12 protein-coding genes are annotated in these 12,517 nt (G+C 69.8%); all 12 read right to left on the bottom strand.

The genetic code is table 11. The annotated features are described in order from the left end of the window. The coding region (locus VRZ77_RS21190; protein ID WP_414594555.1) for a LysR substrate-binding domain-containing protein at positions 1 to 900 on the bottom strand (900 nt) is incomplete at its 3' end. Between the two features lie 116 nt (positions 901 to 1,016). Next, positions 1,017 to 2,252 carry an NAD(P)/FAD-dependent oxidoreductase gene (locus VRZ77_RS21185; protein WP_414594554.1) on the bottom strand — a complete coding sequence of 412 codons (1,236 nt, stop codon included), beginning with the start codon at positions 2,250 to 2,252 and terminating at the stop codon, positions 1,017 to 1,019. Next, positions 2,249 to 2,956: a lysophospholipid acyltransferase family protein gene (locus VRZ77_RS21180; RefSeq protein ID WP_414594553.1), complete on the bottom strand. Its 708-nt coding sequence runs from the start codon at positions 2,954 to 2,956 to the stop codon at positions 2,249 to 2,251. Before VRZ77_RS21180 ends, VRZ77_RS21185 begins: the two co-directional genes overlap by 4 nt. Before the next feature lie 167 nt (positions 2,957 to 3,123). Next, positions 3,124 to 4,851, bottom strand: a complete 1,728-nt coding sequence (gene ade / locus VRZ77_RS21175; protein ID WP_414594552.1) for an adenine deaminase — start codon at positions 4,849 to 4,851, stop codon at positions 3,124 to 3,126. Positions 4,852 to 4,934: 83 nt separating this feature from the next. Next, positions 4,935 to 5,885, bottom strand: a complete 951-nt coding sequence (locus tag VRZ77_RS21170; protein WP_414594551.1) for an aldo/keto reductase — start codon at positions 5,883 to 5,885, stop codon at positions 4,935 to 4,937. Positions 5,886 to 6,141: 256 nt separating this feature from the next. Further along, positions 6,142 to 6,927, bottom strand: coding sequence for a DeoR/GlpR family DNA-binding transcription regulator (locus VRZ77_RS21165; protein WP_414594550.1), 786 nt, complete (start codon positions 6,925 to 6,927; stop codon positions 6,142 to 6,144). 94 nt (positions 6,928 to 7,021) lie between these two features. Continuing rightward, the gene (locus VRZ77_RS21160; RefSeq protein WP_414594549.1) at positions 7,022 to 8,203 is read right to left on the bottom strand and encodes a beta-ketoacyl synthase N-terminal-like domain-containing protein; all 1,182 of its coding nucleotides are present in this window, start codon (positions 8,201 to 8,203) and stop codon (positions 7,022 to 7,024) included. Then, positions 8,203 to 9,615: an AMP-binding protein gene (locus VRZ77_RS21155; protein WP_414594548.1), complete on the bottom strand. Its 1,413-nt coding sequence runs from the start codon at positions 9,613 to 9,615 to the stop codon at positions 8,203 to 8,205. The genes VRZ77_RS21160 and VRZ77_RS21155 overlap by 1 nt, the downstream gene beginning before the upstream one ends. A gap of 4 nt (positions 9,616 to 9,619) precedes the next feature. After that, entirely contained in the window at positions 9,620 to 10,177 is a 558-nt protein-coding gene (locus tag VRZ77_RS21150; RefSeq protein ID WP_414594547.1) for a biotin transporter BioY, read from the bottom strand. Further along, positions 10,174 to 10,785: an energy-coupling factor transporter transmembrane component T family protein gene (locus tag VRZ77_RS21145; RefSeq protein ID WP_414594546.1), complete on the bottom strand. Its 612-nt coding sequence runs from the start codon at positions 10,783 to 10,785 to the stop codon at positions 10,174 to 10,176. The genes VRZ77_RS21150 and VRZ77_RS21145 overlap by 4 nt, the downstream gene beginning before the upstream one ends. Then, complete coding sequence (locus VRZ77_RS21140; protein WP_414594545.1) at positions 10,782 to 11,516, bottom strand: energy-coupling factor ABC transporter ATP-binding protein; 735 nt, start codon at positions 11,514 to 11,516, stop codon at positions 10,782 to 10,784. Before VRZ77_RS21140 ends, VRZ77_RS21145 begins: the two co-directional genes overlap by 4 nt. Positions 11,517 to 11,541: 25 nt before the next feature. After that, complete coding sequence (locus VRZ77_RS21135) at positions 11,542 to 12,378, bottom strand: aldo/keto reductase (RefSeq protein ID WP_414594544.1); 837 nt, start codon at positions 12,376 to 12,378, stop codon at positions 11,542 to 11,544. Positions 12,379 to 12,517 lie beyond the last annotated feature (139 nt).

The following is a 12,517-nucleotide window of genomic DNA, read 5'->3' as shown; positions in this document are numbered from 1 at the left end:
CCCGACATGGCGCGTCGCGGCGATGGAGGCGAAGCCCGCCGCCGCCGGCGAGAGCGGGGAACCGCGCCGCCAGGCGGTCGCGACCTCGACCGCGGGCAGTTCCTCGGTCAGCGGCCGTGCCTCGATCTTGTCGCCTTCCAGCGACCACGGCCGATAGGTGATGTCCGGCAGCACCGCCACCCCGGCCCCGGTCGCCACCAGCGAGCGCACGGCCTCCACCGAGCGGGTGCGGAAGGCCACCGGCGGGCGTATGCCGAGCCGGCGCCACAGGATTTCCGAGGCTTCCGCGATTTCGTCGATGGTCAGCAGCACATGCGGCTCCTCGCCGAGATCGCGCAGGCTGACGCGCTCCTCGGCCAGCGCCGGATGGCCGAGCGGCATCCAGATGCGATAGGGCGAGGCTTCCACTGTCTCGGTCTGCAAGGCCGGCGACCGGCGGCCGGGCGGCAGCACCATGACCGCCACGTCCAACTCGCCGCCGATCAGCAGGTGCTCCAGATAGTCGCCGGCATCCTCCACCGCCTCCACCACCACGCCGGGAAAGGCGCGGCGGAAGCGGGCGATGAGGTCGGCATAGACATAGCCCGCAACCAGCGGCGTCACCCCGACCGAGAGCCGGCCGGTCACCGCCGCCGTCTCCGCCCGCGAGAAGGCGCGGCGCGCATCGGCAACGTCGCTCAGAATCTTGCGGGCATGGCTGAGGAAATGATGGCCCTTGAGCGTGAGATCGACGCCGCGCGCATGGCGATCGAGCAGCCGCAGGCCGAGATCAAGCTCAAGCTGGCGCAGCGCCTCGGTGATGGTGGATTGCGAGATCGACAGCTCATGCGCCGCCGAGGACACCGAGCCATTCTCGGCGACCGCGACGAAATATTGGAGCTGGCGCAGCGAGAAGGCCATCGGATCATCCGCAACAGGACGGTTTTTCCGATGGTAGCGGGCGGCTGGGGCCGCGTCATCCCGTGCGTCTCCCTCTCCTCCACGGAGGGAGGGGCGGGTCGCGCTGTCGCGTGCGGCTACCGCCCGAGCAAGCTCTTCAGCTCGAAGCCCTCGTCTCCCGCCTGTTCCGGCGTCAGGGTGGGTGTGCCGGCAAGAAGCCGGCGGCCCAGCATGTGATCGGCGGGCCGGTTCACGCTTTCTATGGCGGTCAGCACGCCCTCGCGGAAACGGAACACCGAGAATCGGCGCGAGGCCGGATCACCACGCAGCACCGCGACATCCTCCGGCCCGGCGAGGCCGACGATCTGCAATTTGAGATCGGCCTGATCGCTCCAGAACCACGGCACCGCCTCGAACGGCGCATCCGCCTTGCCGGCGAGGCGATGCGCGAGCGTGCGCGCCTGATCCACCGCGTTCTGCACGGATTCCAGCCGCACCATCGCGCCGGCGAAGCGGCTCGGATAGGAGACCGCATCGCCAAAGGCCGAGATCGCGGGGTCATTCGTCGCGAGGCGGGCGTCGACTGCGATGCCGTTGGCAATGTCGAGACCGGCCTGTGCCGCCAGCTCGACATTGGGCACCACGCCGATGCCGACCAGCACGAAATCCGCCGGGTGGAGCGCGCCATCGGTCGTCTCGACGGCCGTCACGCGGCCATCCCCATGAAGCCCGACCACGCCGGCGCCGAGCACCAGTCGGGCGCCCATCGCCTCATGCGCCGCCGTGAAGAAGGCCGACATTTCCGGTGAGACCGCGCGGGCGAGCGGGCGCGCCGCCGCCTCGATCACCGTCACCTCATGGCCGAGCGCGCGGGCCACGGCCGCGAATTCCAGCCCGATGAAGCCGGCACCCACCACCACGATACGCCGGGGCACACCCATCTGCGCCTTCAGCAAATCGGCATCGTCGCGGGTGCGCAGATAGAACACGCCGGCAAGCTCGCGGCCTGGCACCGGCAGCGGGCGGTTGCGCGCGCCGGTGGCGAGCACGAGATGCTCATAAGGCAGGCTCGTCCCGCCCTCCAGCGCCACGCGCCGCGCCGCGCGGTCGATCGCGACCGCCCGTGCGTTCACCAGCTCGATAGAATGGTCGGCATAGAAGGCGGCGGGGCGCAGCTCGATCTGCTCGATCCCGGCCTCGCCCTTCATATAGGCCTTGGACAGCGGGGGGCGCTGATAGGGCAGGCCCGGCTCCTCGCCGACCAGCGTCACCCGCCCGGCAAAGCCCGCCTCGCGCAGCGATGCCGCGAGCTGGAATCCGCCCTGCCCGCCGCCGATGATGACGATACCGACGTCCGCCCTATCTGCGCTCATTCCCCGTCCTCCGCGACCAGCCGGTCCCGCGTGTCATAGATGGCGTGGGTGATGCGCTCCAGGAACTCGCCGTCCGGCAGTCCCGGCGGCAGCGCCGGCAGATAGACCACGCGCACCGTACCCGGGCGCAGTGTGAAGCTGCGCCCCTTCCAGTAGCGCCCGGCATTATGCGCCACCGGCACCGCCGGCAGGCCGAGCGCCTTGTAGAGCAGCACCACGCCGCGCTGGAACTCGGCGCGCTCATGCGGCCCGCGCCGCGTGCCTTCCGGGAAGATCAGCAGGCTGCGACCCTGCGCGGCGGCCTCGCGGCCCTCGCGGAACATCTTCTTGAGCGAGGAGGCCCCGCCCGCGCGGTCGATGGCAATCATCGGCGAGTGGCGCAGGAACCAACCGAACACCGGGATGCGGTACAGCTCCTCCTTCAGCACGATCGCGACATCGGGCACCAGCACGGCAAAGGCGATGGTCTCCCAGGCCGACTGGTGGTTGGCGATGTAGAGCGCCGGCCCCGCCGGCCGGTTCTCCAGCCCTTCCTCGACATAGGACAGACGGCCGACCCCGCGCAGGATCGCCAGAACCCCGCGCGCCCAGAAGCGCGAGAAGGCGCGGGTACGCACCGGGTTCTTCATCAGCGCCAGCACCGGCGCCGCCGGCGCCAGCGCCAGGGTCCACAGCACGAGAAGCGGAAGGAACAGGAAGGACATGGCTTTCCGGCGCAGGTTGATCGCGTGCCGCTGATAGCAGAAGCGCGGAGCGGGTGCGACTATCCCGGCGATGCCGTCACCCCGGCCAGACGCGAAGCCGCAGAGTCGGGATCGATGCGCTTCCGGAGCGGCCTGCGGCCGTCGGGGATGACGCTACGTTCTACTCCTCACCCCTCGATAAGCTCGAAGCGGTTGACGTCGAACATGCCGAAATCGGTGATCTTGAGATGCGGGATCACCGGCAGCGGCAGGAAGGCGACCTGGAGGAACGGCTCGGCCAGCGTCACCCCCAGCGCCTTCGCCGCCGCGCGCAGCTCGATCAGCGCGTCATGCACTTCCTCGAACGGGCGGTCGGACATCAGCCCGGCGACCGGGAGCGCGAGTTCGCCGGTGATGCGCCCGCCATCGGCCACGGCGAAGCCGCCCTTCAGCGCGATCAGCCGGTTCACCGCCAGCGCCATGTCGGCGTCGTCGACGCCCACCACGCAGATATTGTGGCTGTCATGGCCGACCGAGGAGGCGATGGCGCCGCGCTTCATGCCGAAGCCGTGGACGAAGCCGCGCCCGATATTGCCGACCCCGCCCTCCCCGGTCTTGCCGTGGCGCTCGACCACGCAGACCTTCACCGCGTCCTGTTCGAGGTCGATCTGCTTGGCGCCGCCGGCGATCGGCAGTTCCAGGGTCAGGTCCTCGGTGATGATCCGCCCCGGCACCACGCCGATCACCCGCGTGGCGGTGCGGTTGGCGGGAACGCGGAACGCGCCAGCCTCGACCGGCGCCGCCTTCATCGAGGCGAGCCCGACCGGCGCGACGGTTTCGCGCGCGGCGAAGCGCTCGGGCGTGACGAGGTACCCGGCGGCGATCACCTGCCGCACCCGGCACGCCTCGACATCCTCCAGCAGCACGATGTCGGCCCGGCGCCCCGGCGCGATCAGGCCGCGATCCTTCAGCCCGAAGGCGTTAGCCGCCGACCAGCTCGCCACGCGATAGACATGGTGCAGCGGCGCGCCATGGCGGATCGCCTCGCGGATCATGTAGTCGAGATGGCCCTCCTCGGCGATGTCGAGCGGGTTGCGGTCGTCGGTGCAGAAGGCGAGGAAGGCGGAGGTGTCGGCGTCGATCAGCGGGATCAGCGCGTGCAGGTCCTTGGAGACCGAGCCCTCCCGGATCAGCACGTTCATGCCCTTCCTCAGCTTCTCGCGCGCCTCGGCAAGCGTAGTGGCCTCATGCTCGGTGCGAATGCCGGCGGCGATGTAGCCGTTGAGGTCGCGCCCGGAGAGCAGCGGCGCGTGGCCGTCAATATGGCCGCCGGAAAACGCTTCCAGCTTGGCGAGACACCCCTCATCCTTGAACAGCACGCCGGGAAAATTCATGAACTCGGCGAGCCCGATGCCGGACGGGTCGCCGCGCAGCGCCACAAGGTCGGCGGCGGAAAGGTACGCGCCAGCGGTCTCGAACGGCGTCGCCGGCACGCAGGAGGACAACTGCACCCGCAAATCCATCAGCGTGTGGCGCGCGCAGTCCTGGAAATAGCGGATACCTTCAGCGCCCAGCACGTTAGCGATCTCGTGGGGATCGCAGATCGCGGTGGTCACGCCGTGCGGCAGCACGCAGCGGTCGAATTCCAGCGGCGTCACCAGCGACGATTCGACGTGAAGATGGGTGTCGATGAATCCCGGTACCGCCGTCAGCCCACGCCCGTCGATTTCCTCAGTCCCGTCATAGTGGTCATAGGTACCGACGATGCGGTCTCCGACGATGGCGATGTCGGTCTCGGTGCGCTCGCCGGTGATCACGTCGAGCAGCACCACGTCCTTGATGACGAGATCAGCCGGGGCGACGCCGCGTCCGGCATCAATGAAGCGCGCGAGTTCGGCGGCGGTGGCGGGGGTCATCGGGCGGCTCCGTTCATGCAGAATTCCCGGCCTTTGTGCCACGGCACGGCCGGGCTTGTCCCGGCCGCCGGCCATTGCGGGCCTCAGGCGCTCGCGGTGTTCAGCCGGGCGATGTCCTGCGAGGACAGCTCCAGCGAGGCGCTGGCGATCAGGTCGCCGAGCTGCTCGATCCGCGAGGCGCTGGCGATCGGCGCGGTGATCGAGGGCCGCGCCATGATCCAGGCCAGTGCCACCTGCGCCGGCGTGGCGGCGTGAGCGCCCGCGATGTCGTCCAGCGTCGCGAGAATCCGCTCGCCGCGTTCGTTAAGATATTTGTCGACCAGCGTCTTGCCGCGCACGCTCTTCTGCGCGTCCGCCGTCGTGCGGTACTTGCCGGTGAGGAAGCCCGCGGCGAGCGAGAAATAGGTGATGACGCCGAGCCCGTTGGCGCGGCAGATCGGCTCCAGCTCGTTCTCATAGGTGCTGCGCTCGCACAGATTATATTCCGGCTGCAGCGTCTCGTAGCGCGGCAGCTTCTCGCGCGCGGCGACCGCTAGCGCGTCGAACAGCCGGGCGCCGGAGAGATTGGAGGCGCCGATGAGGCGCACCTTGCCGGCCTGAATCAGCCGGTCATAGGCGCCGAGCACGTCCTCGAACGGAGTCTCGGGATCGTCCCAGTGCGACTGGTAGAGGTCGATATAATCGGTCTGGAGCCGCGACAGCGAGGCCTCGACCGCGCTCGTGATGTAATCGGCCTTCAGGCACACCTTGCCGAGTCCCATGTCGGAGCCGACCTTGGTGGCAATGATCATTTTGGAGCGGTTGCCGCGCGCCTTCATCCAGCGGCCGATCACCGCCTCGGATTCGCCCCCGACATGGCCCTTCGCCCAGCGTGAATACACGTCCGCCGTGTCGATGAAATTGAAGCCGGCCTCCGCCAGCCCGTCGAGCAGCGCGAAAGAGGCGTCTTCGTCGGCGGTCCAGCCGAAGACATTGCCGCCGAAGCACAGCGGGGGAACGAGGATGTCCGAGCGGCCGAGACGGCGAAGTTCCATGCGTCTTCTCCTGCGGAGCCGGGCGAATCCGGCGGCGCAGTCTAGCCCGGCGCGGCGTTCCGGCGAACACCCGCCCGGCCTCCCCCTTTGGGGGAGCCGCCGGTGCTCAGGCCGAAACGCTGCGGGACGCCCTCCCGCGCCGGTACAGCGCCAGCGTCGCGACGAGGCCCACGAGGCCGGCAAGGCCCCTCCAGTAGCCGGGGGCGGCCCGCAGGCGATCAGCACCGCCGGCCCGCGGCGCCGGTCCGGCTTCCCGTCAGAACGTCTCTTCGTCGACGCCGCCAACCTCGATCAGCTCGACGCCGTTGGCACTGCAGATGTCGCGCAGCGCGGGCGAGGACACGACATCGGTGACGAAGGTGTCGACCTCGCTCATTTCGCCGATCCGCACCGGGGCGGAGCGCTCCAGCTTGGAGCGGTCCGCGACCAGGATCACCTGCCGCGCATTGTCGATGATCGCGCGCGCCACCTGCACTTCGCGATAGTCGAAATCGAGCAGCGTGCCGTCTTCCTCGATGGCGGAGGCACCGATGACGGCGTAGTCGACCCGGAACTGGCGCACGAAATCCACCGCCGCCGAGCCGATCACCGCGCCGTCGGCATGGCGCACCGGGCCGCCGGCCATGATCAGCTCGATCTTGGGATGGCGGTACAGCAGCATGGCGACGTTGAGGTTGTTGGTAATGACCAGCAAATCCTCATGGTCACCCAGCGCGCGGGCGACCTCCTCGGTCGTGGTGCCGATATTGATGAACAGCGAGGCCCGGTTGGGCACCATGGCGGCGGCGGCCTCGGCGATGGCGCGCTTGGCGCCCTGCGCCATGGCCCGGCGCGCCTCATAGGCGACGTTCTCGACCCCCGACGCCACCACCGCGCCGCCATGGACGCGCGACATCAGCCGGCGCACGCACAGATCGTTCAGGTCCTTGCGGATGGTTTGCGGCGACACTTCGAACCGCGCGGCGAGGTCGTCGACGCTGACACGGCCATGGGCGCGGGCGAGAACCAGTATGTCCTGCTGGCGCGAGGAAATCGCGTTCATTCCGGTCGCCCGTGTCTTCCCGCCGGCGGGCGGAGCGTGATGGTCCGATTCGTCCGATCCTGCCCCAACGGGTGCACGAACCGCAAACAAACCCTTAGCTGCGCTGCAACAAGAGCGCGCTGGCAAGCCCTCCTGCCGCCGCGATGGCGGCAAGGCCGAGCGCGCCCGGTTCCTCCCTCCCCAGCTCGTGGAACAACCGTACGGCAAGGATCGCCCCCGAGGCCCCGATGGGATGGCCGCGCGCCAGCGCCCCGCCGCCGCGATTGATCCGTGCCGGATCGAGGTCCGCGTTCCGGCAATTGTGCAGGGCCTGCGCTGCCGCGGCCTCCATGAGCTCCACCACGGCGATCTGCTTCCAGTCGGGACGGGTGAAGCCTTGCACCAGCATCTCATCATCGAAAAGCAGCGTCTCGAACGCGAGCGCCTCGAAGGCCCGGTCGACGGCATAAGGCGGGTCGTCAGGGGCCGCGCCGAAGGAGCGGCCATAAAACACCTCGCAGGAAAAGTGGCCGGCGCGGGCCAGCCTTTCCGTCCACTCCCGCGAGGCGACCAGCACCACCGCCGCCGCGTCGGCCTCCACGGCGACGCCCGCTGTGTCGAGCGCATGTTCGCCCTCGCCGTGGATCAGACGCGCGCGGGCGCACAGTTCCGGCGTGAGATCCCGCGTAAAACTGTCGGCCCCAAGCCCCGCCACCGGAACGATTTCGGCCTCCAACGCGCCGCGCGCCGCGCGCGCCTTGCGGTGGCTGTCCACCGCGAAGGCCGCCTGTTCGGCCCTCGTGATGCGCTGTTGATCGGCGAGGCGGCCAAGGGCCTCGATCATGTCGGGATCGCGCAGCGGCCATGGCGAAAAGGCCGGCCGGTCGTAGAACTCCGGCGCCTCGCCCTTCGCTTTCGGACGGCGCGCACGCAGAGGCGCGCGGCTGAAGCTCTCCACCCCGCCCGCCAAAACCAGTCCGGCGGCACCGGATTCCACCAGCCGCGCGGCAAGGAGAATGGCGTCCAGGCCCGAACAGCACTGGGTGTCGATGGTCAATGCCGGCACGCTCTCGCACAGCCCGGCCGCCAGCGCGGCGAGGCGGGCGACATTGCCGCCGCCGGACAGCGCATTGCCGAGAATGACCTGATCGACCGGCGCGCGCGGCGACAGACCCGCATCCGCGAGGCAGGCGCGCAGCACCGGGGCGGCGAGGTCATGCGCCTCCACCTCGCGGAACGCGCCATGCCGGGGCGCGACGGCGGTGCGGCGGGCGGCAATCACGAAAGCCGCGCGCATCACCGCGCCTCGGCAGATTGTTCAGCGAGGCGGGCCAGCGCGGTGAGGTCGGCCTTGCCGCCCGAGGTGCGCGGCCAGTCCTCGATATGCAGGAAGCGCCGCGGCACCTTGGCGGCGGGCAGCAGCGCCCGACAACCGGCGCGCAGCGCCCGCTCGTCGACCGTGCCGCGCAGCACCGCGACCAGTTCCACCCCGCGCAGCGGGTCCGGCAGGCCGAACACGCAGGCCTCCACCACGCCCGGCAGGGTCACAAGCACCGCCTCCACCTCCTCGGGGTAGACATTGAGGCCGGACGTCACCAGCATCCGCTTCTCGCGGCCGTGGAGATAGAGGAAGCCGCGCTCATCCAGCCGGCCATGGTCGCCGACGGTCATGAAGGCGCCCTCGCGGCGGATTTCCTCGCCGCCGCCGCAGGCATAGCCGTCGAACAGCAGCGTGCTGCCAACCCAGATCGCGCCGACCTCGCCGGCCGGGAGGTCGCGGCCATGCGTGTCGCGGATGCGCAGCTCCACGCCATGGGCGGCGCGGCCGACCGAGCCGGGCGGCACCTTCTCGTCGGCGCGGCCGATCGTGACGAAGGACAGCTCCGAAGCGCCGTAGAACTCGCAGATCGCGGCACTCGGGAACAGGCGCTGCGTCGCCGCGCGAGTTTGCGCCTGCCATTTGGCGCCGCTGATCATCAACAGCCGCACGCTCGGGAATGCGTCCTCGCCCGCCGCCTCGATCAGCATCTGGAGCTGCGTCGGCGTCGCGTAGAGCGCGGTGACGCCATGCCGGGCGATGAGGCCGAGCGCGCGGCGCGGGTGGAACTGGCGCATCATCACCGCCCGCGCCCCGATATGCAGCGCATGGACCACGCCGTAGAGGTGGAGCGAGGCCGCGAGCCCGCCGGGCGCCATGACCACGTCGTCCGCATTCAGGCCAAACTCCACCTCGCTCACGGTGAAGCTGTCGGTCCAGGAGCGGTGGGCGCGGCGATAGCCCTTGGGCAGGCCGGTGGAGCCGGAGGTGAAGCCGACATAGAATGGCGCATCGGGCGACGGCGCCGCAGGAAACGCCGCCTCCCCGCCTTCGCCGAGCCAGTCCTCGGGGCCGGTCACGGTCAGCGCCGGGGCGAGCGCGGCATCGATCGCCGCGCGATAGCGCGCCGGCCACGCCGGATCATAGACCAGCGCCTGCCGCCCGCTGACCGCGCAGGCGAAGAACAGAGTGACCAGATCGACCCCGTTCGCCATGTCGAGCGCCACGGCGGCGCCGGGTCCGGTGCGGGCGGCGATCTCTCGCGAAAGGTGGGCAACGCGGTGCGCCAGCCGGGCGCGCGTGAGAGTCTCGCCGTCGCAGGCGAGCGCCAGCCGCAGCGGCGCCTCCGCCGCCAGCGCCGAGAGCGCCGCGCCGATGGTCGCCGGGCCCAATGCGCTATGACGCGCGTGAGAGCAGGGCTTCCGGCAGGCCGCGCGCCACCGTCTGCGCGACCAGCGCCACCAGCACCGCCTTGATGGTGTCGCCGGGAATGAAGATCAGGCAGGCCTTGGTGGCGTCGAGCAGCGACAGGCCGGACATGGCCGACATGCCGACAATGCCGAAGGCATAGAGCACCGGTATGCCTCCGATCACCGCCGCGATCAGCGCGGCCGGGAACACCGGCTTCTCGCGCAGCTTCTCCATGATCCAGCCGGCAACGAAGGCCGCCGCCACCCAGCCGAACAGGAAGCCGACCGAGGGGCCGAAGAACACGCCCAGGCCCCCGCGTCCGCCCGCCAGCAGCGGCGCCCCGAGCGCCACCACGAACAGCAGCAGGAGGATGGCAAGCGCCCCGCGCCGGGCGCCGAGCATCACCCCCGCCAGCATCGCGCCCATGCTCTGCGCCGTGATCGGCACGCCGCCGGCAAGCGGTATGTCGAATTTCGGCAGCAGCCCCAGCACCGCGAAGATTGCCGCATAAAGCGCGATCTGGACAAGCGAACGGTCCTTCATCGTGTGTCTCCTCGCGGGGCGCCGCCGCGCGCGGCCAGCGCCTCCGCGGCATGATGGGAAAGCTTCAGTGTCTGGATACAGAAAGGCGCGAGCAGGCGCCAGCCGCCGCGCCGCCCGGTGCGGGCACGCCACGCCTCGTTGAGCGATTCCCACAGCGCGAACAGCAGCGGCACGAAACGGATCATCATCGCCACCGCCAGCGCCACCGCGCGCGGGCTGGCGCCGAACCAGGCCAGCGGGCGCAGCAGCGGCTCCACCGCGTCCATCATCGCGTCCATGCGCGTGGTCATGGTCACGGCATTGGCGAGCAGGATCATGGCGAGAAGTCGCAGGCAGAGGCTCACCCCGAGCCAGATGTCGCCGTTCCACGCATGCAGCGCGAGCAGCAGGACGAGCAGCGGCGCCATCGGCCGCAGCAGGGAAAGCTGGCGCAGCGCGGCCCGGCCGAGGCTGGCATAAAGCGCCAGCACGGCGAGCAGCAGCCCCGCCATCAGCGCCAGATTGTCGAACGGGGCAACAAGCAGGCTCACCAGCGCCAGCGCGATCAGCTTGTGGCCGGCGGCGATGCCGTGCAGCCAGGTGCGCTCGGGCAGATAGAGCGAGATCACGGCCGGGCTTCCAGCAAGGTGTCGCCCGGCAATGCCTGCTCAGCCGCCTGCGCCTCCGCCCAGTCCCGATACGCCCCGACCACTTCGCCCGGCGCCCCATCCAGGCGCACGCGCCCGCCATCGAGCCAGAGCACGCGGTCATAGACACTGAAAGCGTCCAGCTCATGGGCGATGGTGATCACCTGCTGCGGCAGGGTGGCGATCAGCCCCTCCAGCCGTCGCCGCGTGATCAGGTCGAGGCTGGAGAACGGTTCGTCCAGCACCACCACCGCCGGCTCCATCACCAGCACGGCAATGATGCACAGGAACTGCTTCTCGCCTTCCGAGAGCGCATGGACCGGCCGCTCCGCCCAATGTTCGCGGCCGAAGCGGGCGAGTGCGGGCACGGCGGCCTTCAAGGCCTCGCGTCGCGGCAGGCCGGATTGCTCCAGGCTGAACGCCACCTCTTCGGCGACGGTCGGGAAGATGATCTGGTGGTCCGGGTTCTGGAAGATGAAGCCGACCTTGCGCGGAAGCTCGGATGCTTTTTCCGACGCCTTCAGCCCGTGGACCTCCACCTCGCCCTCATCGGCGGCCAGCAGCCCGTTGAACAGGCGCACCAGCGAGCTCTTGCCCGAGCCATTGGCGCCGATCAGCCCGATCCGCCGCTCGGCGAGGTCGAGGTCCAGGGCGTCGAGCACGACGCGCCCCCCGCGCCGCAGCGTCACGTTCCGCAGCCGGATGGCGGTCATGTTGCCACGTCGTCTCGCGCCCGGCTCACAGCATTTCCAGCGAGCGCTTGCGCGAGGGCGGCGCGAACGCCTTGTCGAGCGCGGCAAGGTCCTCGCCGTCGAGCGCGATGTCGCGCGCGCCGGCATTCTCGCGCATGTGGGCGGGGCGCGAGGCCTTCGGGATCACGATGTTGTTCGGGTTGCGCAGCACCCAGGCCAGCGCGATCTGGAACGGACGGGCGCCGTGCTTCTCGGCGATCTTCGCCAGAACCCCGCTCACGGGAATGCGCCCCTGCTCGATCGGGCTGTAGGCCATGAGCGGCACCTTGTGGCGCTCCATCCACGGCAGCAGGTCCCATTCCGGGCCGCGCCGGGTGAGATTGTAGAGCACCTGATTGACCGCGCAGGCATCGCCGCCCTCGCAGTCCCACAGCTCCTCCATGTCGTCCGTGTCGAAATTGGAGACGCCCCAGTGGCGGATCTTGCCCATCGCCTTCAGCTCCTCGAAGCCGCCAATGGTGTCCTCCAGCGGCACGCCGCCGCGCCAGTGCAGGAGATAGAGGTCGAGCCGGTCGGTCTTCAGCCGCTTGAGACTGCGCTCGCAGGCCGCCATCACGCCCATATGGCTGGCATTGTGCGGGTAGACCTTGCTGACGAGGAACACCTCGTCGCGCAGCCCTGCCAGCGCCTCGCCGAGCAGGCTCTCGCAGGCGCCGTCGCCATACATCTCGGCGGTGTCGACCAGGGTGAGGCCGAGCTCGACGCCGAGGCGGATCGATTCGATCTCCTCGCGGCGGGCATTGGCGCGCTCGCCCATCATCCAGGTGCCGATGCCAAGGGCCGGGACGGTTTCGCCGCCGGGAAGAACCACGTTGCTCGCCATCATCTCTCCTCTCGCGCTGTCCCATAGGCGCATGCCACTACGCCATGCCGCGCGCAAGCGTGCTATTCATAGCGACCTTGTCACCGCATCGCTCCCTCCCCTAACGGAAGGCCTCGCCGCCCGCCCCATGTCCGTCCCC

It is taken from the genome of Ancylobacter sp. G4_0304, from assembly GCF_047501495.1.
Taxonomy (GTDB): domain Bacteria; phylum Pseudomonadota; class Alphaproteobacteria; order Rhizobiales; family Xanthobacteraceae; genus Ancylobacter.
This window is presented reverse-complemented; position numbering and strand designations above follow the sequence as displayed.

Coding starts and splice junctions, on each gene's coding strand:
- VRZ77_RS21185 (WP_414594554.1), bottom strand. CDS start 2,252: ATGAGCGCAGATAGGGCGGACGTCGGTATCGTCATCATCGGCGGCGGG.
- VRZ77_RS21160 (WP_414594549.1), bottom strand. CDS start 8,203: ATGCGCGCGGCTTTCGTGATTGCCGCCCGCCGCACCGCCGTCGCGCCC.
- VRZ77_RS21135 (WP_414594544.1), bottom strand. CDS start 12,378: ATGGCGAGCAACGTGGTTCTTCCCGGCGGCGAAACCGTCCCGGCCCTT.
- VRZ77_RS21180 (WP_414594553.1), bottom strand. CDS start 2,956: ATGTCCTTCCTGTTCCTTCCGCTTCTCGTGCTGTGGACCCTGGCGCTG.
- ade (WP_414594552.1), bottom strand. CDS start 4,851: ATGACCCCCGCCACCGCCGCCGAACTCGCGCGCTTCATTGATGCCGGA.
- VRZ77_RS21170 (WP_414594551.1), bottom strand. CDS start 5,885: ATGGAACTTCGCCGTCTCGGCCGCTCGGACATCCTCGTTCCCCCGCTG.
- VRZ77_RS21165 (WP_414594550.1), bottom strand. CDS start 6,927: ATGAACGCGATTTCCTCGCGCCAGCAGGACATACTGGTTCTCGCCCGC.
- VRZ77_RS21140 (WP_414594545.1), bottom strand. CDS start 11,516: ATGACCGCCATCCGGCTGCGGAACGTGACGCTGCGGCGCGGGGGGCGC.
- VRZ77_RS21150 (WP_414594547.1), bottom strand. CDS start 10,177: ATGAAGGACCGTTCGCTTGTCCAGATCGCGCTTTATGCGGCAATCTTC.